At 27.8% G+C, this 23586-nt stretch carries 22 protein-coding genes; 8 read left to right on the plus strand and 14 right to left on the minus strand.

The window, feature by feature from the left end; all coding sequences use genetic code 11:
• The first annotated feature begins 280 nt into the window (after positions 1-280).
• From CLTHE_RS05060 to argF, 7 genes are read left to right on the plus strand one after another with little or no spacing between them, the layout of a single operon-like run.
• Positions 281-1501 (plus strand): argininosuccinate synthase, encoded by a 1221-nt coding sequence (locus CLTHE_RS05060; protein WP_080022286.1) that lies wholly within the window; start codon positions 281-283, stop codon positions 1499-1501.
• A 2-nt stretch (positions 1502-1503) separates the two neighbouring features.
• Positions 1504-2901, plus strand: a complete 1398-nt coding sequence (argH, locus tag CLTHE_RS05065) for an argininosuccinate lyase (protein WP_080022287.1) — start codon at positions 1504-1506, stop codon at positions 2899-2901.
• Complete coding sequence (argC, locus tag CLTHE_RS05070) at positions 2894-3928, plus strand: N-acetyl-gamma-glutamyl-phosphate reductase (protein ID WP_080022288.1); 1035 nt, start codon at positions 2894-2896, stop codon at positions 3926-3928. Before argH ends, argC begins: the two co-directional genes overlap by 8 nt.
• A gap of 19 nt (positions 3929-3947) precedes the next feature.
• Positions 3948-5162, plus strand: coding sequence for a bifunctional glutamate N-acetyltransferase/amino-acid acetyltransferase ArgJ (gene argJ / locus CLTHE_RS05075; protein ID WP_080022289.1), 1215 nt, complete (start codon positions 3948-3950; stop codon positions 5160-5162).
• Positions 5163-5176: 14 nt separating this feature from the next.
• A complete protein-coding gene (gene argB, locus CLTHE_RS05080) occupies positions 5177-6034 on the plus strand; it encodes an acetylglutamate kinase (protein ID WP_080022290.1) in 858 nt (285 codons plus the stop codon).
• A 9-nt stretch (positions 6035-6043) separates the two neighbouring features.
• Positions 6044-7207: an aspartate aminotransferase family protein gene (locus CLTHE_RS05085; RefSeq protein WP_080022291.1), complete on the plus strand. Its 1164-nt coding sequence runs from the start codon at positions 6044-6046 to the stop codon at positions 7205-7207.
• A gap of 47 nt (positions 7208-7254) precedes the next feature.
• On the plus strand, positions 7255-8175 hold the full coding sequence (gene argF, locus CLTHE_RS05090) for an ornithine carbamoyltransferase (protein ID WP_080022292.1): 921 nt from the start codon (positions 7255-7257) through the stop codon (positions 8173-8175).
• Between the two features lie 89 nt (positions 8176-8264).
• Here the strand turns inward: argF and CLTHE_RS05095 are convergent, their stop codons facing one another.
• A complete protein-coding gene (locus CLTHE_RS05095) occupies positions 8265-9302 on the minus strand; it encodes a nucleoid-associated protein (protein WP_080022293.1) in 1038 nt (345 codons plus the stop codon).
• Between the two features lie 145 nt (positions 9303-9447).
• Between CLTHE_RS05095 and CLTHE_RS05100 the strand changes: the two genes are divergently transcribed.
• Positions 9448-9990, plus strand: coding sequence for a class IV adenylate cyclase (locus CLTHE_RS05100; protein WP_080022294.1), 543 nt, complete (start codon positions 9448-9450; stop codon positions 9988-9990).
• 66 nt (positions 9991-10056) lie between these two features.
• Here the strand turns inward: CLTHE_RS05100 and CLTHE_RS05105 are convergent, their stop codons facing one another.
• The 13 genes from CLTHE_RS05105 to aroF (CLTHE_RS05165) all read right to left on the minus strand — a co-directional run bounded on the left by CLTHE_RS05105 (position 10057) and on the right by aroF (CLTHE_RS05165) (position 23364).
• Positions 10057-10362, minus strand: a complete 306-nt coding sequence (locus CLTHE_RS05105; RefSeq protein WP_080022295.1) for a PTS sugar transporter subunit IIA — start codon at positions 10360-10362, stop codon at positions 10057-10059.
• Positions 10363-10438: 76 nt separating this feature from the next.
• The gene (locus CLTHE_RS05110) at positions 10439-10741 is read right to left on the minus strand and encodes a PTS sugar transporter subunit IIB (RefSeq protein WP_002598372.1); all 303 of its coding nucleotides are present in this window, start codon (positions 10739-10741) and stop codon (positions 10439-10441) included.
• Between the two features lie 238 nt (positions 10742-10979).
• Positions 10980-13694, minus strand: a complete 2715-nt coding sequence (locus CLTHE_RS05115) for a sigma-54-dependent transcriptional regulator (RefSeq protein WP_080022296.1) — start codon at positions 13692-13694, stop codon at positions 10980-10982.
• Positions 13695-13956: 262 nt separating this feature from the next.
• Entirely contained in the window at positions 13957-14790 is an 834-nt protein-coding gene (locus CLTHE_RS05120; RefSeq protein ID WP_080022297.1) for a prephenate dehydrogenase, read from the minus strand.
• A gap of 21 nt (positions 14791-14811) precedes the next feature.
• Positions 14812-15828: a 3-deoxy-7-phosphoheptulonate synthase gene (gene aroF, locus CLTHE_RS05125; RefSeq protein WP_080022298.1), complete on the minus strand. Its 1017-nt coding sequence runs from the start codon at positions 15826-15828 to the stop codon at positions 14812-14814.
• 88 nt (positions 15829-15916) lie between these two features.
• A complete protein-coding gene (gene aroQ / locus CLTHE_RS05130) occupies positions 15917-16348 on the minus strand; it encodes a type II 3-dehydroquinate dehydratase (protein WP_080022299.1) in 432 nt (143 codons plus the stop codon).
• A 4-nt stretch (positions 16349-16352) separates the two neighbouring features.
• The gene (locus CLTHE_RS05135; RefSeq protein ID WP_080022300.1) at positions 16353-16868 is read right to left on the minus strand and encodes a shikimate kinase; all 516 of its coding nucleotides are present in this window, start codon (positions 16866-16868) and stop codon (positions 16353-16355) included.
• Between the two features lie 2 nt (positions 16869-16870).
• Entirely contained in the window at positions 16871-17683 is an 813-nt protein-coding gene (gene aroE / locus CLTHE_RS05140; RefSeq protein ID WP_080022301.1) for a shikimate dehydrogenase, read from the minus strand.
• 18 nt (positions 17684-17701) lie between these two features.
• Complete coding sequence (pheA, locus tag CLTHE_RS05145) at positions 17702-18832, minus strand: prephenate dehydratase (RefSeq protein ID WP_080022302.1); 1131 nt, start codon at positions 18830-18832, stop codon at positions 17702-17704.
• A 2-nt stretch (positions 18833-18834) separates the two neighbouring features.
• Positions 18835-19914 (minus strand): chorismate synthase, encoded by a 1080-nt coding sequence (gene aroC, locus CLTHE_RS05150; RefSeq protein ID WP_080022303.1) that lies wholly within the window; start codon positions 19912-19914, stop codon positions 18835-18837.
• Positions 19895-21190 carry a 3-phosphoshikimate 1-carboxyvinyltransferase gene (gene aroA, locus CLTHE_RS05155; RefSeq protein WP_080022304.1) on the minus strand — a complete coding sequence of 432 codons (1296 nt, stop codon included), beginning with the start codon at positions 21188-21190 and terminating at the stop codon, positions 19895-19897. The genes aroC and aroA overlap by 20 nt, the downstream gene beginning before the upstream one ends.
• A 16-nt stretch (positions 21191-21206) precedes the next feature.
• Positions 21207-22259 (minus strand): 3-dehydroquinate synthase, encoded by a 1053-nt coding sequence (aroB, locus tag CLTHE_RS05160; RefSeq protein ID WP_080022305.1) that lies wholly within the window; start codon positions 22257-22259, stop codon positions 21207-21209.
• A 91-nt stretch (positions 22260-22350) separates the two neighbouring features.
• A complete protein-coding gene (aroF, locus tag CLTHE_RS05165; RefSeq protein ID WP_080022306.1) occupies positions 22351-23364 on the minus strand; it encodes a 3-deoxy-7-phosphoheptulonate synthase in 1014 nt (337 codons plus the stop codon).
• Between the last annotated feature and the right edge of the window lie 222 nt (positions 23365-23586).

The following is a 23586-nucleotide window of genomic DNA, read 5'->3' on the forward strand; positions in this document are numbered from 1 at the left end:
AACATCACTCCTTTGTTTCTTGATATATTTTTATTATCTGTAGTTTAAATTTTAAAATACCCTTGTCTACCTAGTATTCTACTCTCATTTGTGTTATTTTTTTACTTCATCACAACTTGATTTTATGCAAATGCAATCAAATTTTATGCATTATTTGTGCATAAAAAATAATTTTTTATTTATTTCATTAAATATATTGCATAAATATTCCAAAAACTATATAATACCAATAAATAGAAATTTTGTATTTAAATTCTTATTTTAAAAAGGGGGCTATTTTATGAAAAAATATAATAAGGTTGTTTTAGCATATTCAGGAGGACTTGATACATCAATTATAATTCCATGGCTTAAAGAAAATTATGGCTGTGAAGTAATTGCTGTAGTTGGAAACGTGGGACAAAAAGATGAATTAGAAGGATTAAAAGAAAAAGCAATAAATACAGGGGCATCAAAAATATATATTGAAGATTTAACTAAAGAGTTCGTTTATGATTATATATTCCCTACTATAAAAGCAAATGCCGTATATGAAGGAAAATATCTTCTTGGAACTTCTTTTGCTAGACCGATAATAGGAAAAAGAATTGTAGAAATAGCATTAAAAGAAGGGGCTGATGCTATTTGTCATGGATGTACTGGAAAAGGAAATGATCAAGTTAGATTTGAACTTGCAATAAAGGCTTATGCACCAGATATGCCAATAATCGCACCATGGAGAATTTGGGATATAAAATCTCGCGAAGAAGAAATTCAATATGCAATAGATAAAAATATTCCTATAAAGCTTACTCCTGAAACTAACTACAGTAAAGATAAAAATCTTTGGCATTTAAGTCATGAAGGTCTTGATTTAGAAAATCCTAATAATGAACCAAATTACGAAAAAATATTAGAGCTTTCTAAAACTGTTGAAAAAGCTCCCGACAAGCCAACTTATATAACAATTTCTTTTGAAAAAGGAATTCCTGTTGCATTAAATGGAGAAAAAATGAATGGAGTTGATATTATTTTAGCTCTTAATAAAATTGGTGGCGAAAATGCTATTGGAATTTGTGATATGGTTGAAAATAGATTAGTTGGAATGAAATCAAGAGGAGTTTATGAAACTCCTGGTGGAAGTATTCTTTACTATGCTCATAAAGATTTAGAATCTATTTGCTTAGATAAAGAAACTATGCACTATAAAGAAATGGTGAGATTAAAGTTTGCTGATATTGTTTATAATGGCCAATGGTACACTCCATTACGTGAAGCACTTTCAGCTTTCATAGATAAAACTCAAGAAACAGTTACTGGAGATGTAAAATTAAAACTTTATAAAGGAAATATAATAAGTGCTGGAATATCTTCTCCATACTCTCTATACAGTGAAGAATACGCAACTTTTGATGAAGATGAAGTTTATAACCAAAATGATTCTGCTGGATTTATTAACCTTTTTGGACTTCCTATAACAGTAAAAGCCAAAATGGAACAAGCTCTTAAGGAGAAAAAATAATTATGAAATTATGGGGCGGAAGATTTAAAGATGGAACAGATCCACTTGTTAATGATTTTAATTCATCAATAAGAATTGACAAAAGAATGTATAGAGAAGATATTTTAGGAAGCTTAGCCCACGCAAAAATGTTAGGTGCTAATGGAATTATTCCATTAGCTTCTAGCCAAAAAATTGAAGAAGGTTTATTAGAACTTCTTAAAAGATTAGACAATGGAGTTATAGAAATTGATATGTCTTCTGAAGATATTCATTCTTTTACTGAAGGCTTACTAACTTATTATATTGGTCCTTGTGGGAAAATGCTTCATACAGGAAGAAGTAGAAATGATCAAGTAACTCTTGATTTAAGGCTTTATCTTAAAGGATATATTCCTATTATTATTAAAGATTTAAATCTTCTTTTAAAAGTACTTTATAAAAAATCAAAAGAAAACATAGATACAATAATGCCAGGATATACTCATCTTCAAAAGGCTCAACCAATAACTTTTGCACACCATATTTTAGCTTATTGCGAAATGTTTAAAAGAGATATCAAAAGACTTAAAGATGCACTTATTAGAATAGATGAAATGCCTTTAGGTAGTGGTGCTCTTGCTACTTCTACTTATCCTATTGATAGAGAAATGGTAGCTAAAGAACTTAATTTTTCTAAAATTACTTTAAACAGCCTTGATTCTGTTTCAGATAGAGATTATGTTATAGAAACTCTTTCTTGCCTTTCTATTATAATGATGCACCTTTCAAGATTTTCTGAAGAAATTATTCTTTGGTGTACAAATGAATTTAATTTTATAGAACTTTCAGATAAATATAGTACAGGTAGCAGTATTATGCCTCAAAAGAAAAATCCTGATGTTGCAGAACTTGTTCGTGGAAAAACCGGGCGTGTATATGGAGATTTAATTACTCTTTTAACTGTCATGAAAGGTATTCCTCTTGCATATAACAAAGATATGCAAGAAGATAAAGAAGCTTTATTTGATGCATTAGATACTGTTACTTTATCTATTAAAACTTTTAATGGAATGATAGATACTATGAAAATAAAAAAAGATGTTATGAAATCTGGCGCTTCTAAAGGATTTACAAATGCAACAGACCTTGCTGATTATCTTGTAAAAAAAGGAATGGCTTTTAGAAATGCTCATGAAATAGTAGGAGAAGTCGTTCTTTATTGTATAAAAGAAAATAAAGGAATTGAAGATTTAACCTTACTTAAATTAAAAGAATTTTCTTCTATATTCGAAAATGATGTTTATAATGCAATTGATTTAAATACTTGTGTTCAAGAAAGAAAAGTTCTTGGAGGACCTTCTAAAGAATCTGTTCTTATTCAATTAGATGAATTAAAAAAATTTATTAATGATATAGAAGGAGAATTTATTAATGATTAAGGTTGGAATAATTGGCGCTACTGGTTATGTTGGCGCCGAACTTTTAAGATTGCTTTTAAATCATCCTAAAGTACAAGTTTTTAAAATAAGTTCTGTTTCCTTTATAGGTGAAGAAATAAGCTCTATCTATAAAAATTTTATAAATAAAACAGCCTTAATATGTGAAAATGCTGAAGAAGTTCTTTCTAATTGTGATGTACTATTTACTGCTCTTCCTCATGGTTTAAGTGAGGAAATTGCAGAAAAAGCTTTATCAGAAAATAAACTTTTAATTGACCTTGGAGCTGACTTTAGACTTTCTTCAGAATCAGAATATTTAAGATGGTATAATAAAAAATTTGATAAGCCAAACATTCATAAATATAGTGTATATGGCTTACCAGAATTAAATAAAGAAAAAATTAAAAAAAGTAAGCTAATTGCTAATCCTGGTTGCTATCCAACTTCTATAGAATTAGCTCTTCTTCCTCTTTTAAAAAATTCTTTAATCCATACTTCAAGAATTATTTGTGATTCTAAATCAGGAACTACAGGAGCAGGACGTTCATTAAGTCTAACTTCTCATTATACAGAAGTAAATGAAAATTTTAGTCCTTATAAAATTGGATGTCATAGGCATCTTCCTGAAATAGAAGAAACTTTAAACTCAATTTCAAAAGAAAAAGTAAAAATAACTTTTACTCCTCACCTTCTTCCAATTAATAGAGGAATAGTATCTACAATTTATTTATCTCCTAAAAATAGAATTAATTTAATTGAATTGAGAAAAATCTACTTAGATTTCTATAAAAATGAGCCTTTTATAAATATTTTGCCTTTAGGAGATATAGCTCAAATAAAGCAAGTTAGACTTTCTAACTACTGTAATATATCTCTTCACCTAAATCACAGAGAAGATGAACTTATAATAGTTAGTACAATTGATAATATGATTAAAGGAGCTGCTGGACAAGCAATCCAAAATATGAATTTATGTTTAGGATTTGAAGAAACAGAAGGTTTAAACCTTATAAGTCCTAGCTTCTAAATTTTATGGGGGGATTATTATGAAAATTATAGAAAATGGGTCTATAACTACTCCTAAAGGTTTTAAGGCCTCTGGAGTTCATTGCGGATTAAAAAAAAGTAAAAAAGATCTTGCATTAATTTATTCAGAAGTTAAATGTAATGCAGCTGGAGTATATACAAATAATGTAGTTAAAGGGGCTCCGATTTATGTTACTAAAGAACATTTAAAAGATGGTACAGCACAAGCAATAATAATAAATAGTGGGAATGCAAATACATGTAATGGAGAAAGAGGAATTCAAGATGCCAAAGCAATGACTTACTTCGCTTCTTTTGATCTTCATTTAAAACCTGAAGATATTCTTGTAGCTTCAACTGGAATAATAGGTGTTCCCCTAAATTTAAAACTTATAGTAAATTCCTTTTCTAAACTTACACTAGGTCTTTCATCTGATAGTTCTGATGCTGCTTCAGCTATTCTGACAACAGATACTAGAAAAAAAGAATGTGCAGTAAGCTTTACTCTTTCAACTGGAGAAGAAGTTAAAATAGGTTCTATTTGTAAGGGTTCTGGAATGATAGAACCTAATATGGGAACTATGCTTTCTTTCATAAGTACTGATATTAATATTTCAAAAAATTTATTAAATGAAGCATTAAAAGAAAGTGTAGAAAAAACTTATAATAGAATTTCTGTAGATGGTGATACAAGTACTAATGACATGGTATTAATACTTGCAAATAAATTAAGTGGAAATAATGAAATAACTGAAAAAAATGAAGATTATTTTTTATTTTTAGATGCGTTAACTAAATTAAATCTTATTCAATCTAAAAGAATAGCTAGTGATGGTGAAGGTGCTACTAAATTAATAGAATGTACTGTATGCTCTGCTCCTTCTGTTGCAGATGCTATCACTTTATCTAAAAGCGTTATAAATTCAAGCTTAGTTAAAACTGCAATTTTTGGATCAGATGCAAATTGGGGAAGAATTCTTTGTGCACTTGGATATTCTAAAATAAACTTTAATCCAAATAAAATCTCTGTTTCATTTAAAAGTACTAATGGTGAAATAGAAGTTTATAAAGAAGGAATAGGCTTAAAGTTTGATGAGACTAAAGCAAAAGAAATATTAATTCAAGATACAATAGAAATAATAATTAATATGAATAGTGGAAATTCAAGTGCAACATGCTTTGGATGTGATTTAACTTATGACTATGTAAAAATAAATGGTGATTATAGAAGTTAATTAGGAGGACTTTTATGGTAAATGCAGATTATAAAGCAGAAATTTTAGTTCAAGCATTACCTTATATACAAGAATATAGTGGAAAAACTATAGTTGTAAAATATGGTGGAAATGCAATGATAAGTGATGAACTTCGCAAATCAGTTATAAATGACATCATATTAATGAAATGTGTAGGCTTTAACCCTGTTGTAGTTCATGGCGGAGGTCCATATATTTCATCTTTTTTAGAAAAATTAAATATTAAATCTAAATTTATAAATGGTCTTAGATATACTGGTGAAGATACTATAGATATAGTCCAAATGGTGCTATCAGGTAGTGTAAATAAAGATTTAGTTTCTTTAATTGGAAAATATGGTGGAAAAGCTATTGGTCTTTGTGGAATTGATGGAAGTTTAATAAAAGCTAAAAAATTAAATAATGATGTTGACTTAGGCTATGTAGGTGAAATAACTTCAATTGATATACAGCCATTAAAAATGGCATTAGATAGTGGATATATTCCAGTTGTAGGAAGTATAGCTATTGGAGAAAATGATGACAATGTATATAACATCAATGCTGATATTTGCGCTTCTAAAATAGCTTCTGCTCTAAAAGCAGAAAAACTTATTTTATTAACTGATGTACCTGGAGTTTTAACTAATCCTAAAAATTCAAATACAATTATATCTAAGCTTAGATTGCACGAAATTCCTAAACTTTATAGTGATAACATAATTAAAGGTGGAATGATCCCTAAAATTGAATGTTGTGTTGAAGCTGTTCGTATGGGAGTAACTAAAGCACATATTTTAGATGGTAGAATACCCCATTCTCTTTTGCTTGAACTTTTTTCAAATGAAGGTATTGGAACAATGATTTATTAGGAGGTTGTGATGGAGAATTATTTAATGAATACGTACTCTCCTTTAAATAAAATATTTATTAAAGGAAATGGAGTTTTTCTTTATGATAAGGAAAATAGAGAATATATAGATTTTTCAAGTGGTATAGGTGTAAATTCAATTGGATATGGAGATAAAGATTTTATTTATGCAATTTCTAATCAAGTCTCTACTCTTCAACATATTTCTAATATATTTTTAAATGAACGAGCTTTAGAATTATCTAAATTATTAGTTGAAAAATCTAATATGAGTAAAGTATTTTTTGCAAATTCAGGAGCAGAAGCAAATGAATGTGCAATAAAACTTGCTCGTAAATATAGTTCTGAAAAATATCATACAAAAACTAGAGGAACTATAATCACTTTAACTTCATCTTTTCACGGAAGAACATTAGCTACGCTTAAAGCTACAGGACAAGAAAAATTTCATAAGCATTTTTTCCCTTTTCCTAATGGATTTAAATATGTAGAAGCAAATAACATTTCTAGTTTAAAAAACTCTTTAACTTCTGATGTTTGTGCTTTAATGGTTGAAAGTATACAAGGAGAAGGTGGTGTTCATCCTTTAGATGAAAACTTTATAAAAGAAGCTTTTAAAATATGTAAAGAAAATGATATATTAACTATTTTTGATGAAGTTCAATGTGGTATTTATAGAACAGGTAAATTATTTGGTTTTAATCACTATAACTTAAAACCAAATATAGTTACAATTGCTAAAGGTCTTGGTGGAGGACTTCCTATTGGAGCTGTATTATGTGATGAAAAGCTTAAAGATACCTTTAAACCTTCTGACCATGGTTCAACTTTTGGTGGAAATCCTGTTTGCTCAGCTGGAGCTATTTGTGTTTTAAATAAATTATCTAAAGAAGAGGTAATTACAAATATAAATTCTAATTCAAATAAGCTTTTCTCTTTTTTAGAAAAAAATAAAGGAAAAAACATTATAGATATTCGCGGAAAAGGACTTATGGTTGGGATCGAGATTAAAGGCTTTAGTTCAGAAGTTCAAAAAGAAGCTTTAAAACGTGGGTTAGTTGTTCTAACTGCTGGGGAACACGTGATAAGACTTCTTCCACCATTAATAATAAATGAAAATGAATTAATGAAAGGTTTAGAAATCCTTATTAATGTAATAAATAAAAAAATCTAATTTTATATTGTAATAGATAAGATTTAAAATAAAAGGGGGCTATTTTAATGAAAAAAGACTTATTAAAAATGAATGATTTATCTAAAGAAGAAATACTTGATATATTAAACCTTGCTGACCAATTAAAATATGAGAAAAAGCATAATATAACTCATCACCACTTAAAAGGAAAATCTCTAGGTATGATTTTTGAAAAATCATCAACAAGAACAAGAGTATCTTTCGAAACAGGAATGTTTCAACTTGGAGGAAATGCATTATTTTTAAGCAGCTCTGATTTACAAATTGGTCGTGGAGAACCTATCTGTGATACTGCTAAAGTCCTTTCAAGATATTTAGATGGAATAATGATTAGAACTTTTAAACAAGAAGAAATTCAAACTTTAGCTGAAAATTCTTCTATTCCTATAATAAATGGATTAACTGATGATGAGCATCCTTGCCAAGTTTTAGCTGATCTTATGACAATTAGAGAATATAAAAATTCTTTTGATGGACTTAAAGTTTGTTATATAGGTGATGGAAATAATATGGCAAACTCTCTTATAGTTGGATGTCTAAAAGTAGGAATGAATTTCTCTATTGCATCTCCTAAAGATTATACAATAACAGACGAATATATAACTCTTGCAAATGAAATTGCTGATAAATCTAAAGTAAATTTTACTCTTACTACTTCTCCAAAAGAAGCTATTAAAGATGCTGACATTGTTATTACTGATGTTTGGGCTAGTATGGGACAAGAATCTGAAGCTCAAAAAAGAATTAAAGACTTTAATGGATATTGTATAACACCTCAACTTATGAAAAGTGCAAAAGAAGACGCAATAGTTCTACACTGTCTTCCTGCACATAGAGAAGAAGAAATTTCTACTGAAGTATTTGAAAAGCACCAATCTTCTATTTTTGATGAAGCAGAAAATAGACTTCATGCACAAAAAGCTGTATTAGTTAAATTACTTAAATAATATATAATCAATCAACTCTAAATCAATTGACTATGTTATAAAATAATTTATAAAAAATAAGACACCTCTTTAAAGAGATGTCTTATTTTTTATTTTTCTATATAATTAGTTACAAATTTTATTGTCATATTAACTGTTCCATCACCATTTCTAGTAACTTCAAATTTAGAAGAATCTAAATAATCTTGTTCATCTATGTATAAATCAATACTATTATCTATTTTTAATCTAATCTTTTTAAGCTTTTTTTCTGCCCAAGTCTTATCTATTTCAACTTCTTCTACACCTTGGTCTTTTATATAGCTACTAAAGTTTTTAACATTTTCTTTATCTTCTCCAAAAACTTCTTGTGAAAACTCATCTATATTTATAGATTCTTCATCACGTAATTTCTGTTTAACTGCATCACGTATTTTCATTGCTTTAGCTGGCTCTTCGCTGAAGTTCTCTCTTGTCCATGCTTCAGCTGCATTAACAAAGTTTTTAGTCATGTCTCTTTCATTTGATATAACTGTACAACCTAAAAAATTATTTATAAAATAATTTGCTCCATATTCTTCATCTTTTTTACTTTTTCTTTGCTTATCTAAAACCATAAGATTAAAATGTTCACCCTCTCTTATTGGCTTTATAAAAGCTGCTTTCTGAATTTTTTGCCCACTTCCTGGTAATCCAGCTGATTGAGGAACTATTTCTATTCCTATCTTTTCATCAATAAAATCTATATGATGAGTAAAATTCTTAACATAATCCATTTTAAGTATAGCTATCATAGGTCCTTTATCTGTAACTATAGAAGCTACAATAAGATCACATGATGGTATATTAGTGTTCCCATTCATTATTGCAAACATTTGTCTTGCAAGCTCTTTAGAAAGCTCTATAAGATTATTATCTATACCATTTAAATAGTCTTGGCATACTTCTTTAACTATACTTCTTTCTGGATTAAAAATTGCATATTTTAATTCTTCGTCTTTAAGACATTTATCTATATGCTTAAAAATAAATTTATATATATCATCTGTTAAATCTAAAGAATATTCATTTAGTATTGGATCTCCGCCATTACTATCTAAAATATGAATAACAGCTTCATTTACATTTATATCATTTACATATTCCATGTTATACTTCCTCCAAAAAACAATCTAAATATTATTCTATCATAAATTTAAATGAAAATTTCTAAAAATATTCTTTTTATAATTAAAATTAGAAGCCAAATATAGTATAGTAAAAATTAAGAAAACTATTTAGGAGGATTTTTTTATGGCAAAAGAATTAGAAACTAGAATTATAGACATAGATTTAGAAGCTCTTAGAAAAAGACTAAAAGAATTAAATGCACAAAAAGTTAAAGTTGAAGATCAAATAAATGATATATATGATTTTTCTGATGGTAGACTTTTAAATGCTAAAGGATATGCTAGAATAAGAACTGTTTATGACAGATTAAATGAAAAAGAAATTATTTTTATGACTACTAAAAAACTTTTATCTCAAGGTAAATTTAAGGAAATGGAAGAAAACGAAGTAATAGTAAGTGATAAAACTATGGCTGAAGGAATATTTAAATCTCTTGGTTTAAAATTACACCAATCTATAAAAAAATATCGTGAAAGCTATAAATTAGAAAATGGATTAGTTGAAATTGATATTAATGATAAAGCTTTCTGCCCTTTCCCTTATATAGAAATAGAAACTGATTCAGAAGAAAATTTAGAAACTATAGTTTCTCTTTTGGGTTATTCTATGAAAGATACTACTTCAAAAACTATTTATCAAATTATAAAAGAATTTAATGAAAAGTAAAAAGAGAGGTGGCTTCCTCTCTTTTTTGATTTATATACTTATCTATATTTTATCTTTATTGTATTATTATTTATTTAATAATTGCTCTCTGATATCAATGATTTCAGCAGCAATATCTTTTAATGTCATAGTTGTCATTAAGTGGTCTTGTGCGTGTACTAATAGTAAAGAAACTTCAGTTTTATTTCCTGCAGCTTCACCTTGAATTAATTTTGTTTGTGAGTGATGAGCTTCTGTTAATTGAGCAGTAGCTTTTCCTAGTAATTCTCTTGCTTCGTCTATTTTTCCATCTTTAGCTGCTTGCATAGCTTCCATAGCATAACTTCTTGCCTCTCCGCTATACATTATTAAATTCATAATTATTTCTTCCATATCCTCTACCTCTTTCAAAATCTAATATTTATATCACATTTTAAAAGTGGAGTTTTAGCTCCACTTATTAAAAAAATTAACCTATTAATTCTAAAGCTCTATCTAAAACTTTTGCCCCATTCATTGTTCCATAAGCAACTGTATCAATAACTTCTATTGGTAAGTTTGCTGGAGCTTCTTTCTTGAATTTTGATAATAAGAATCTAACTTGTGGTCCTAATAATAGAACATCAACTTCATTTAATTTTTTGTGAGCATCTGCTTCTGCTAAAGCTTCAATATGACATTCTACACCTTTTGCTTTTGCAGCTGCTTCCATTTTAGTAACTAAAAGACTTGTTGACATCCCTGCTGAACATACTAATAATATATTTTTCATAATATTTTCCTCCTTATAGGAACTAAGAATTTAATTCTTAATACTCCTTTGTATTTTAATTTTAATTTAATTTCTTTTGTATACTTATATCTATAGCAAATACTATGCCAAAAATGAAATACTTTTTATTTTTGAAAGATAATCTCTCAAACCCTTATATATAGCCGTTTCTTTTAACTTGTCCATAAAATATTAGAGTGCAATTTATTTTACACACTTATTTTTTAATTAAGCACACTTATTGTTTATTGTTTAAAACCATCCTAACAATATGTCCTATTTCATTATCCCCTATACTAATATTATACTCCATTTCAATTCTTTTGAAAGCACCCTTAATTATTGTAAATTCTTTAATTTTTTCATTTTTATATTCAATTAAGCCTATAAACGGAGTTTCTAACCCACCACTTTTAAGCTTATCTATTAAAAAGCAAATATGCATCACTATTCCTAATTTTACATCAGCTGATATATTAACATTTAAGCCTGCTTCTATATTAGATAAAATAGTTTTTATTTCCTCAACTAACATATATGAATCTATGTCTTTAATTTGGCTCTTTAATGAATCACTAACATTTATATATTGTATTTCTTCACTTACAAGAGAATTTAATCTATTTATTCCTTCTTCTGTAAATACTTCTACAGCTGATATAAATGGAACTCCTTCAAAATACATATTTACTGTTCCAACTATTGCAACTATTGTATAGTCTTTTTTTAATTCTTCCATATTATTTAAGAATCTTTCTTTATCCATTATATCTATAGGAATAACTCTTACTTTATCTTTAATATATATTTTATCTTCTATTACACTTCTTAATCTTTCTGCAGAACCTTCTCCAGTAAAACAAGTAGTTACAATTGCTAATTCTTTCTTCACTCTCTTTGTTTTATTTTCTCTATCAGAATAAATATTTATATTTCTACATGATCTATATATAGAATCTATATCTCTACCACATAAAGCTTTTCTTCCAACTTCTATAGCTGTAATAGTACTTACCATATCAATAGTTCTTATATCAATTCCTGTTTCTTCTTTGATAATATCTCCAAAATTAACAAGAGAACCCATATCAGCTAATATTATTACCCCTTTACCTTGATTTATTTCTATTACTTTTTTCTTTACTCTCTCAAGCATAACTTCTGCTTTCATAGTAAGTGGCATATCTAAAGCTTCAACATATTCTTCTCCTATAAGAGTATTTGCTACTTCAACCATACTAGTTGCAGTTGCCTTTCCATGCATTATGACTAATACTCCTACATTTTTTTCAATATCCTTGCTTGGATCACTTCCATTTGATTTTAGGAACATTGTTATATATCCTATCTCATCAAGAGTTACATCTACTCCAAATTTATCTTCTATAATTTTTGCTATGTCCATAGCTATCATAAATTCATCTTTAAACTTAGATTTTATATAGTTAAGTTTTGGATGATAAATTCTATTTCCATTTCTTATTCTCTCTATACTTCCTTGCATATGAAGAGCTAATCCATAATAAATTTTTTCATCATATTCTCTATTTAATTTTTCTGAAGCATAATCTAAACCTTTTTCAACTATATCTAATACTTTTTCATCTACAATTTTTAAGATTTCTGCTTTTCTAAAATTACTTTTAAATGTGCTCATGTACTTCTTAAAATATTCATCTATATCCACATTTAAAATATTTTTTATATGACCTTCATCAAGCCCTTCCTTTTTTAAAGCATCAACCTTCTCTTCTATTACATTGTAGAAAAATTCTATATCATTTTTCTTAACTGCCTCATTTAATTCAAAAACCTTATTGTTTTTCTTCTTATAAGAAAAAGAAATAATATCACTTAAATTATTAAACAATTCTTCTATTTCACTTCTATTGTCTTTAAGTCTCATTATTCCTCTTTTAACATTAGATTGTAGATCCTGTTGTTCAACCATTATTATACTCTTACTTCTTGATTTATAATTTAAAAAGGCTTTTGCACAAGCTAATTGAATATCACTTTTAAGTTGTCCTATATTATTTGTGCATTCATATAATAAAAATGATATTAAAGCATTTTTATCGAAATATATATCTTGTGATAAACGTAAAGATTCATTTTTTATAAATTCTTCTAAAAGCTCATAACGCTCCTTTAAAGTTCTTTCTTTCAATGGCGGTAGTGTAATAGTCATTGGAATTCTTCTAGTAAATGTTTTTAAAAGATAAGATTTTGGTTCTTCTGTTGTAGCTGCTATTATTTGAACTTTTACACTTATTTCTTTTTCACTTTCACCAAGTGGTCTAAATTTTCCTTTATCTATAAAAGTAAATAACATTTCTTGTCCTTGTGGAGATAATCTATGAATTTCATCTAAAAATATTATTCCACCATCAGCCTGCTTTAAAAGTCCATCTCTATCTTTGTCCGCACCTGTAAAAGCTCCTTTTTTAACACCGAATATTTGTGATATAAGTAACTGTGGATTTTCTGAATAATCTGCACAGTTAAATCTTACAAAAGGTGAGTTTTCACTTAAAGTTTTGGACTCTTTTGCAAATCCATACATTGCTTCTGCAAACATAGATTTTCCGACTCCTGTTTCTCCTAAAATTAAAGTATGCAAACCATTTGGAGGATAAAATATAGCAGCTTTAGCTTGTTGGATTGGTATTTGAAGAGAGGCATCTGCGCCTACTAAGGAATCCAAACAATTTTTTTCTAAATCAATACTTATTTCCTCTTCTGTATTTGAATTATCTTCTATAGCTTTATATAGTACAGGTCTTCCTTCTATTTTAGTTAATCTATTTTCCTTAAATAAATCATTTAAATATCTGCTTATAGTTGCTCTATCTAATTTCATTGTTTGGCTTAATTCAATTGCAGATATTCCTCTTTTTTCTGCTCCACTTAACTCAATTAAGCCTTTTAGAACCTCTTCTATTCTCTTCATTTCATTCCTCCGTATTTACGTCTTCTTAACTAATTATCATAAATTAATTATACACTATATATACAAAATTACTTAAAATTTATACCTTATTTATTATTTATTAAACTTTCATAACGTTAATTTAATTTTTCTTTAGATAAAATTATAGCTAAAAGATAAAATTTATAAAAGTATTTTTTGGTAAATATTCTAAATATTTCTTCAGAAATATCCAAACTATTTTTATATACTTTTCTAACTATCTTTTAGCTATTTAAATAATTTATAATTTTTCTCTTCTCTCAGAAGATTTTTCAAATAAATTTATTAATGTTTCTCTTTCTTCATTCATGATAGCATATTTTATTAAATCTAATTCTTTTTCAAAATTTATTATTGTTTGAATCAAATTTTCTTTATTTCCCAGGAAAAGTTCACTCCATAATTCTTCATTTATATTAGCAATTCTAGTTAAATCTCTATAACTATCTCCAATAAATGAACCTGTATCTCTTCCTTCTTCATCACTATTTATAAGTGCAACTGCAAGTGCATGAGGAAGTTGACTTGTAAAAGCAATCATCTTATCATGATAACTTGGAGTTATTCGCCTTATTTTCTTAAAGCCTAATTCTTTTGCTAATTTTTCTATTAGCTTTATATTTTCTTCTTTATTTATTTTAGTTGGAGTTATTATATAATTTGATCCTTTAAATACTTCATTTGAAGAAAAATCTATCCCTTTTTTCTCACGTCCAGCCATTGGATGCCCAAATACAAAATCAATATTATTAGGAAGTATTTTTAAAATATCATCCATAAGCATTTCTTTTATCCCAGTAACATCCGTTATTACAGTTCCAGTTTTAAAATTATTTATATTTTCTCTTATAAATTTTAAAACTAATTTAGGATATATAGCAAGGATTACTAAATCACTTTCTTTTAGAATATCCTCACTATTTATAAATCCTTCTTTTATTATCCCCATTTTTTTAGCTTTATCTAAAGTATCTTTACATATATCTAAACCATAAACCTCATTGTAGTTTGCTTCTTTTAAACCTTTCGCAAAAGAAGCACCTATTACTCCTAATCCTACAATTAAAATCTTCATTAATATACCCCTTAAAAATTTCTATTTTATAATTTTACCTTCTATTTCTGCACAAACTTTTATTTTATCCATTAATGCTCTAAAGTTCTCTGGTTTTATTGATTGTTGTCCATCACTTAAAGCATTCTTAGGATCATTATGAACTTCTATCATTAATCCATCTGCTCCAGCCATAATAGCAGCTTTTGCAAGTGGCTCAACAAGATACCAATATCCTCCTGCATGGCTTGGATCAACTATTACAGGTAAATGACTTAATCTTTTTACCATAGGTATTGCACTTAAATCTAATGTATTTCTTGTATATGTTTCAAAAGTTCTTATTCCTCTTTCACAAAGAATTACATTTTCATTTCCACCTGCTAATATATATTCTGCTGACATTATCCATTCTTCTATAGTAGCTGAAAGACCTCTTTTTAAAAGTATTGGCTTATTTGTTTTACCTAATTGCTTTAAAAGATCAAAGTTTTGCATATTTCTAGCCCCAACTTGAATTACATCAACATTATCTACAAATTGATCTATATAATCTGTAGACATTATTTCTGTAACTATTGGAAGCCCAGTTTCTTTTTTAGCTTTTTTTAATAATTCTAATCCTTCAAGCTCTAATCCTTGGAAACTATATGGTGATGTTCTAGGTTTAAAAGCTCCACCTCTTAAGAAGTTTCCTCCTGCTGCCTTTATATCTTTAGCTATTTTTATTATTTGTTCTTCACTTTCAACTGAACAAGGTCCTGCGATTATTCCAAGATTTCCTCCTCCAATTTTTCTTCCCTCTATATCTACAATTGTATCATCTGGTTTAAACAATCTATTTGCTTTTTTAAATGGTTCTTCTACTTTTAATACTTTTTGCACTCCATCAAATCTTAAAAGTTTATTTGAATCTAGTTTCCCTGAATCTCCTATTACTCCAATTATTAAGTAACTTTCTCCTCGTGAAGAATATACACCTAATCCATTACTTTCTATGCATTCTTGTACTTTATTTATATTTTGTATTTCTGTCTTTGGATCCATTATTATTATCATCTTTGTTTGTTCCTCCTATAACACTTCTATTCTCCAAATAAAAGCATTTAACTATGTCCATTTAAAAAACCTATATTCATCCTAGTTTTTAATTTTGTTTTTCTAATGCATAAATTCCAAGTAAATATCCTATTTTCCCAAATCCTGATATTTGTCCTATACAAGCACTAGCAGTTACTGACTTACTTCTAAACTCCTCTCTGCTATGTATATTCGATAGATGTACCTCTACAGTTTTTATATTTACAGCTTTTATTGCATCATGTATTGCATAGCTGTAATGTGTATAAGCTCCTGGATTTATTATTATCCCGTCAAATTTTTCAAAATAAGCTCTATGAATGTTGTCTATTATTGCACCTTCACTATTACTTTGAAAAAATTCAACTGTGTGCATTCTCTTTTTACACTCTTCTTCTACCATTTTTTCTATACTTTCTAAGTTGTCTAAGCCATATATATCTTTTTCTCTAACACCTAACATATTTAAGTTAGGCCCATTTATAACCATTATTTTCATAGCTTCACTCCTTAATTTTTCCTTTTACCTCTCTTTTTATGGAATCTATTGTATCTCTTATAAAGCCTTCATTGATTATTTCTATATCTGCGGCCTTTTTATATTTATAAATCCTTTCATTATAAAGATTATATAATCTTTCTTTTCCACCTTGTAAAAGAGGTCTTGAGTTTATATCCACATCTTCTATTATTTTTTCAACTGGTCTATTTATAAATACTACTAATGAATTTTCTTTAATAATATCTATATTTTCATCTCTTTTAATAACTCCTCCACCAGTTGAAATAACACTTCTTCTTTTTTTATTTAGATGTTTACAAGCTTCAGTTTCTAAATCTCTAAAGTGTTCTTCTGATTTACTAAAAATTTCTTTTATAGTTTTCCCTGACATTTCTTCTATATAGTCATCCATATCATAGAAATTATATTTTAATTCTTTTGCTAAAACTTTTCCCATAGTTGTTTTACCACATCCTGGCATACCTATTAAAAAAATTTTTTCATACCTTTTTGACATGACTACTCCTTATCAAACTCCTTACTTAATATAGTGTATAGTTCTTCTATTATATCTTTATTTATCTCTATATTTTCCCATATTTCATCAGCTTTTATTCCTTGAAGTACTAACATCATTAGTCCTCCACAAGTTATTTTCCCTAGCTTTTTACCAATCTTTATAAACTCTGTTTCTATAGGATTATATATTAAATCAACTACACAATCATATTTTTGTATTATTTCCTCTGATACTGGTGAATTTGAAGAATTAGGATACATTCCAACAGGTGTTGTATTAATTATTAAATATCCTTCAATTTCTTTTAGCATATTATAATCAATTAGTTTTACACCTTTTTTACTCTTTTTCCCTTGAATATCTCTACTTACTAAAAATATCTCTTTTGCATTTGCATCTAATAAATATTGTACAACAGCTTTACTTGCTCCTCCTGTACCTAATACAACTACTTTTTTATTCTCTACAAGTATATTTTTATCTAGTAGCATATTCTTAAAACCATAATAATCAGTATTATAACCTATAAGTTTATTTTCTTTATTTAAAATTGTATTAACAGCACCAATTTCTTTTGCTTCCTCTGAAATTATATCTAACTGTTCCATAACTTTTTCTTTATAAGGAATAGTTACATTTACTCCCTTTATAGATAAAACTTTCATAGCTTCTCCAAGTTTATCTATATTATTTTTATCTATTTCAAAAAGCTTATAGCCTCCTTCTATAGATAAATTTTTAAAAACTGTATTGTGTATTTTAGGTGATAGAGAATGAGATAATTTTTCTCCTACTAATCCATAATAATTCATTATTTTAATCTCCTAACTCTAAAGTCCGTTTTTATACCAACCTAATATATTGAAATATTCACTACTATCTTTTATTGTCTTTAATGCCTTTGAAACTTCTATATTTTCTAAGCTTCCTTCAAAATCTACATAAAGATAATACTTCCAATTTCTATTTTTAGTTGGTCTTGATTCTATTCTAATCATATTCAAATTATTTTCTGAGAAAATTTTAAGAAGTCTAGATAAGCTTCCTGGTTTATCTTCAAGTGAAAATACAACACTTATCTTATTTGCTCCATCTTCTTTTAAAAGTTCTTTTGAAATAATTATAAATCTTGTATGATTATCTTTTTCATCATTTATATTACTTTTAAGTATTTTAAGCCCATATATTTCTGCCGCTCTTCTACTTCCGATTGCAGCTTTTCTATCATCTTTTAAATCTGATACTAATTTTGCACTTGTTGCAGTATTATGAAATGGAATAAGCTTTAAATGATCATATTCTTTTAAAAATTTTGCACATTGTGCAAAACCTTGATTATGAGAATATACTTCATCAATTGACTCTAAAGTTGCTCCTTCTAATCCCATTAAATGTTGTTCTATTTTTATACTTATTTCTCCTGCTATATGAAAGCCATACTTGGCTAAAAGATCATGTACTTCGGATATTCCCCCAGTAGATGAATTCTCTACTGGTAAAATTCCATAATCAACATCTCCTCTATCTATAGCCTTAAATACATCTTCAAACTCTTCATAAGCAATTGATTCATTTTCTTCTGAAAAATATTTTAAAAGTGCCTCTTCCGTAAAGGAACCTCTAACTCCTTGAAAGCCTATTTTGCTTTCTTTTGTTATCTTTCTTTCTTTTATTGAATCTATTTCACTTTTTCTATTTAACTTTCTTCCCTGAAGCTCTCTACTAACTCCCATCATTTCATTAAAGAATTTTTCTAACTCTTTAGAATAATCTTTATTTTTTAATCTATCTACATTCTTTTTTATAACTAATTCTTCTCTTCCTTTATGAAAGATAGGTAAATTATTTTCTTTTTTATAATTTGCTACTTTTAAAACTACATCCATTCTTTTTTCAAATAGCTCTGTTATCTTTTCATCAATACTATCAATTTCTTTTCTATAGCTATCTAAACTATTCATATTTAAACCTCTTTCATTAAATCTAAAATTCCAATTGCTGCAATACACTCTATTACTGGAATTGCTCTTTGAACTATACAAGGGTCATGTCTTCCCTCAATAACTAGTTCTTCATTTTCCTTTGCTTTTATATTTATTGTTTCTTGTTTTTTTATAATTGAAGCTGTTGGTTTTATTCCTGCCCTAAATATTATAGGCATTCCATTTGATATTCCACCTATAACACCACCATTATTATTTGTTCTAGTTTTAACTTGATCTCCATCATAATACATAGAATCATTTGCTTCAGAACCTCTAAGCTTAGTTATATTAAAGCCTTCTCCAAATTCAACACCTTTAACAGCAGGTACTGAAAAAAGAAGATGTGCTATTACACTTTCAATTGAATAGAAGAATGGACTTCCAACTCCAGCCTTAATTCCTGTTATTGCACATTCTATTACTCCTCCTACAGAATCACCTTCACTTTTTGCATTAAGAATCTCTTCACGCATTTTTTCTTCAACACTTTTATCCAAAACTGGTAATTCCATATTTAAAAGATTATTCATAATTTCTTCTTCTATCTCTAATGGATTAAAATTAATATCTTCTACTTTTCCTATACTTTTTACATGAGAGGTAATTTTAATTCCTTCCTTTTCTAATATTTGCTTACAAATAGCTCCAGCAAATACTATAGGCGCAGTTATTCTTCCTGAAAAATGTCCACCACCTCTATAATCATTAAATCCATTGTATCTTATATTTCCTGTATAATCTGCATGACCTGGTCTCATTAAATCTCTAAGCTTTCCATAATCTCTTGAACGATTATCTTTATTTCTTATAATTCCACAAAGAGGAGTACCTGTAGTTTTCCCTTCAAAAAATCCACTAAGAATATCTACATTATCTCCTTCTTTTCTTGCAGTAGATAATGGACTTTTTCCTGGTGCTCTTCTTCCCATTTCAAAGTTCACTTTATCTAAATCAATTTCAAATCCAGAAGGTAGCCCATCAATAGTTATCCCTATTCCAGTTCCATGAGATTCTCCAAATATAGAAACCTTTAAGTTTCTACCCCATATTCCACTCATCAATAATTCCTCCTAAGCTCTTAAAATCTTCAAAGAAATGAGGATATGATTTTGAAACACATTCATAATCTTTTAAAACTATTGTATTTTTACATCTCGTAGAAGCTATTGCGAGCATCATTGCTATTCTATGGTCTTTATGACTCCAAACTTCTACTCCACCTTTAAACTCCTCTATTCCTTCTATTATTAATCCATTTTCTCTCTCTTCTATTATTCCTCCAAGCTTTGAAAGCTCTTCTTTTATTGCTTTCAATCTATCGCATTCCTTTATTCTTAATCTTTCAGCATTTATAATTTCTGTTTTTCCTTTTGAAAGGCATGCAACTACAGATAAAATTGGAATAACATCTGGACATCCTTTTGCATCTATCACTGTTCCAGTAAGCTCTTTTGCTTTCCCTCCAATAGCAGAATGAACTCTTTTAAATTTAGTCCCCATTCTTTTTAATATATCAATAGTTTCCATATCTCCTTGAAGAGAATTCTCTTTTAAATCTAAACTTATAACTTCATTTCCAATTGCATCTGCACAAAGGAAAAATGCGCCTTGAGAATAATCTCCTTCTACTTTATATTCTCTTTCTATATAATTTTGATTTCCTTTTATAATAAATTCCTTATAATTATTATTTATTATTTCTACACCAAAATCCTTCATAACATCTATAGTTAAATCAATATATCCTTTAGATTGAAGCTCTGTTGTTATATTTATTTTTGAATCACCATCTAATAAAGGAAGTATAAACATAAGTCCTGTAATAAATTGCGAACTTACATCTCCTCTTATATTAAAAATATCTGGCTTAAGCTTACCTTTTACTCTTAAATCTAATTCTTTTTCTTTATAAGTGTACTCTATATTTTGCTTATCAAATATTTCATAAAATATATCTAAAGGTCTTTTCCCTAAATTTCCTCTTCCTATAAAGTGATTTTCACCTTCAAATAAATTTCCAATAGGAACTAGAAATCTTAAAGTAGAACCTGACTCATTACAATCTATCTCTCTATTTTCTTTCATTTTAACTAAATTATTTTCTGAAAAAATACCTTCTATTTCAACACACTTATGCTTCTTATTTATTTTAGCTCCAAAAGCTTGCATTCCTTCTATTGTTGCTACTATATCATCTGAAAAATCTATATTATTTATAATACTTCTTCCATTTGAAAGAGAAGCACATATAACTGCTCTATGAGCCATACTTTTTGAAGGTGGTATTTTTACCTCTCCCTTTAACTTACTTGGCTTAATCTTATAATTACCCAAAAATAATCACTACTCCTTATTTGAAAAATTCTAAATTAGTATCATATATTTCTGCATTACCTATTTCTCTTACTAGTATAACTTTTAAAACTTTCCCCATATTTTTTTTATCTAAAGAAATAGTGTTTATTATTTCATCTTTTTCTTCTATATTAACTTCATATGGCAAATCATACTTAATAAGTACATTCTTTATTTTTTCAGAGTAAATATTTTCTGTTAATTTTTTCTCTTCAGTTAACTTAGCAATATTATACATACCTATTGCAACAGCTTCTCCATGTGTATATGATTTAAAATCATAATATTTTTCAATAGCATGACCTAAAGTATGCCCAAAGTTTAGGATCATCCTTTCTCCTAAATCTTTCTCATCTCTCTCTACAACAATTCTCTTTATATTACAGCAAGTATATATAATGTCCTCTATATTTTCTAAAACTTCTCTCTTATCTTTATAACTTTCTAGCTTTTCAAATAAATCTTTATCTCTAATTAATCCATATTTTATTACTTCTCCTAAGCCATCTTTAAAAAATCTATCTTCTAATGTATTTAAGACATTTGGATCTATTATAACTCTTTTAGGTTGATAAAAACTTCCTACAAGGTTTTTTCCTCTTTCTAAATCTACTCCTACTTTTCCTCCAACACTGCTATCAACTTGAGCTAGAAGTGATGTTGGAACTTGTATAAAAGGCACACCTCTTAAAAATGTAGAAGCTACAAAACCTCCTAAATCTCCAATTACTCCTCCACCTAAAGTTATTATTAAATCTTTTCTTGTTAATTTAAAATCTAAAAGCTTGTTATATATAAGAGGAAGAGTATTAAAAGATTTTGTCTCTTCTCCTGGTTCTAAAACTAGTTTTTCAACATTAAAACCTGAGTTTATTAAAGATCGAGAAACAACTTCACCATAATATTTATCTACATTTTTATCTGTTATTATAAATATTTTATTTCCATTATATACTTCTAATACACTTTCTGAAATTCTTTCTATTAATCCTTTTTCAATTACTATCTCATACGATTTTTCCTTTAAGTTAACCAATAGCTTTTCCATACTCTTCCACCTTTCTCTTTTATAAAATTAATTTATATTTTCTATATTACCTATCAATTTTACAACCTTTTTTAATTATAAACAAACTTTCTTACAATTCTCTTCCAACTGCTTTTGCTATCGGTCTTAATTCTTCTAATAATTTGCCATAAACATCAGGTTTAATAGACTGTTGTCCATCACAAAGGGCATTAGCTGGGTCATTATGAACTTCTATTATAAGTCCATCTGCTCCAACTGCTATAGCTGCTTTTGATAATGGCTCTACCATCCACCATTTTCCTGCCGCATGGCTTGGATCAATAATTATTGGAAGATGACTTAATTTTTTAATAGCTGGAACTATGCTTAAATCTAAAGTATTTCTTGTAAAAGTTTCAAAAGTTCTTATTCCTCTTTCACAAAGAATTACATTTTCATTTCCACCAGCCATAATGTATTCTGCACTCATCAATAATTCTTCAATAGTTGAAGATAGACCTCTCTTTAAAAGTATTGGTCTATTTGTCTTTCCTAATTCTTTTAAAAGATCAAAGTTTTGCATATTTCTAGCACCAACTTGAATTATATCAACTTCTTCATTAAATTTTTCCACATCATATGGTGACATTATTTCTGTTACTATTGGTAATCCAGTTTTTTTTCTAGCTATTTTTAATAATTCTAATCCTTCGTAAGCTAAACCTTGGAAGCTATATGGAGAAGTTCTAGGTTTAAATGCTCCCCCTCTTAAAAATCCTGCTCCTAATCCTTTTACTGATTCTGCAATTCCTATTATTTGTTTTTCATTTTCAACAGAGCAAGGTCCAGCTATTAATGCAATCTTATTTCCACCAATTTTCTGTCCATTTACATCTATTATTGAAGGTTCAGGATGAAACATTTTATTTGCTTTTTTAAATGGCTCTTGAACATGCATAACCCTTTCTACATTTCTATTCGCCTCAATTTGTGAAGGATCAATTTTACTAGTATCCCCAACTAATCCTAATATAATAAGATCCTTTCCTTTTACTTTACTAACCTCTACTCCTTTTGCTTCTAGTGAATTTGTCAAATTATTAATTTCATTTTCACTAGTATTTTGTTTTAAAATTACTATCATATTTCTACCCCCTTAATATTAAAAAAGCTCATCTTTTGATGAGCTTGTAAATTTATATTTCTCTAGTGTTATAAAAGTCTCTTGGATTTTTAAATTAAATTTATATACTCATTAATGTAGAATTTATTATTTTTTTACACGAAAAATATCTAGCGCTAAAATAAAAGCCCCAGAAAGTAAAGTAAAAAAATCTATAAAAATTTTTTGTCAATTCTACTATTA

The sequence above is a fragment of the Clostridium thermobutyricum DSM 4928 genome (genome assembly GCF_002050515.1).
Taxonomy (GTDB): Bacteria; Bacillota; Clostridia; order Clostridiales; family Clostridiaceae; genus Clostridium; species Clostridium thermobutyricum.

Excerpts from the sequence above, each read along its gene's own strand:
- argH (WP_080022287.1), top strand. The coding sequence starts at position 1,504 with ATGAAATTATGGGGCGGAAGATTTAAAGATGGAACAGATCCACTTGTT.
- CLTHE_RS05135 (WP_080022300.1), bottom strand. The coding sequence starts at position 16,868 with ATGTCAAAAAGGTATGAAAAAATTTTTTTAATAGGTATGCCAGGATGT.
- argB (WP_080022290.1), top strand. The coding sequence starts at position 5,177 with ATGGTAAATGCAGATTATAAAGCAGAAATTTTAGTTCAAGCATTACCT.
- aroF (WP_080022306.1), bottom strand. The coding sequence starts at position 23,364 with ATGATAGTAATTTTAAAACAAAATACTAGTGAAAATGAAATTAATAAT.
- aroB (WP_080022305.1), bottom strand. The coding sequence starts at position 22,259 with ATGGAAAAGCTATTGGTTAACTTAAAGGAAAAATCGTATGAGATAGTA.
- aroF (WP_080022298.1), bottom strand. The coding sequence starts at position 15,828 with ATGATAATAATAATGGATCCAAAGACAGAAATACAAAATATAAATAAA.
- CLTHE_RS05105 (WP_080022295.1), bottom strand. The coding sequence starts at position 10,362 with ATGGAAGAAATAATTATGAATTTAATAATGTATAGCGGAGAGGCAAGA.
- argJ (WP_080022289.1), top strand. The coding sequence starts at position 3,948 with ATGAAAATTATAGAAAATGGGTCTATAACTACTCCTAAAGGTTTTAAG.
- pheA (WP_080022302.1), bottom strand. The coding sequence starts at position 18,832 with ATGAATAGTTTAGATAGCTATAGAAAAGAAATTGATAGTATTGATGAA.
- aroC (WP_080022303.1), bottom strand. The coding sequence starts at position 19,914 with ATGAGTGGAATATGGGGTAGAAACTTAAAGGTTTCTATATTTGGAGAA.
- argF (WP_080022292.1), top strand. The coding sequence starts at position 7,255 with ATGAAAAAAGACTTATTAAAAATGAATGATTTATCTAAAGAAGAAATA.
- CLTHE_RS05060 (WP_080022286.1), top strand. The coding sequence starts at position 281 with ATGAAAAAATATAATAAGGTTGTTTTAGCATATTCAGGAGGACTTGAT.
- CLTHE_RS05120 (WP_080022297.1), bottom strand. The coding sequence starts at position 14,790 with ATGAAGATTTTAATTGTAGGATTAGGAGTAATAGGTGCTTCTTTTGCG.
- aroE (WP_080022301.1), bottom strand. The coding sequence starts at position 17,683 with ATGAATTATTATGGATTAGTAGGAGAAAAATTATCTCATTCTCTATCA.
- CLTHE_RS05100 (WP_080022294.1), top strand. The coding sequence starts at position 9,448 with ATGGCAAAAGAATTAGAAACTAGAATTATAGACATAGATTTAGAAGCT.
- CLTHE_RS05095 (WP_080022293.1), bottom strand. The coding sequence starts at position 9,302 with ATGGAATATGTAAATGATATAAATGTAAATGAAGCTGTTATTCATATT.
- argC (WP_080022288.1), top strand. The coding sequence starts at position 2,894 with ATGATTAAGGTTGGAATAATTGGCGCTACTGGTTATGTTGGCGCCGAA.
- CLTHE_RS05115 (WP_080022296.1), bottom strand. The coding sequence starts at position 13,694 with ATGAAGAGAATAGAAGAGGTTCTAAAAGGCTTAATTGAGTTAAGTGGA.
- aroQ (WP_080022299.1), bottom strand. The coding sequence starts at position 16,348 with ATGAAAATAATGGTTATAAATGGGCCTAACTTAAATATGTTAGGTGTT.
- CLTHE_RS05085 (WP_080022291.1), top strand. The coding sequence starts at position 6,044 with ATGGAGAATTATTTAATGAATACGTACTCTCCTTTAAATAAAATATTT.
- CLTHE_RS05110 (WP_002598372.1), bottom strand. The coding sequence starts at position 10,741 with ATGAAAAATATATTATTAGTATGTTCAGCAGGGATGTCAACAAGTCTT.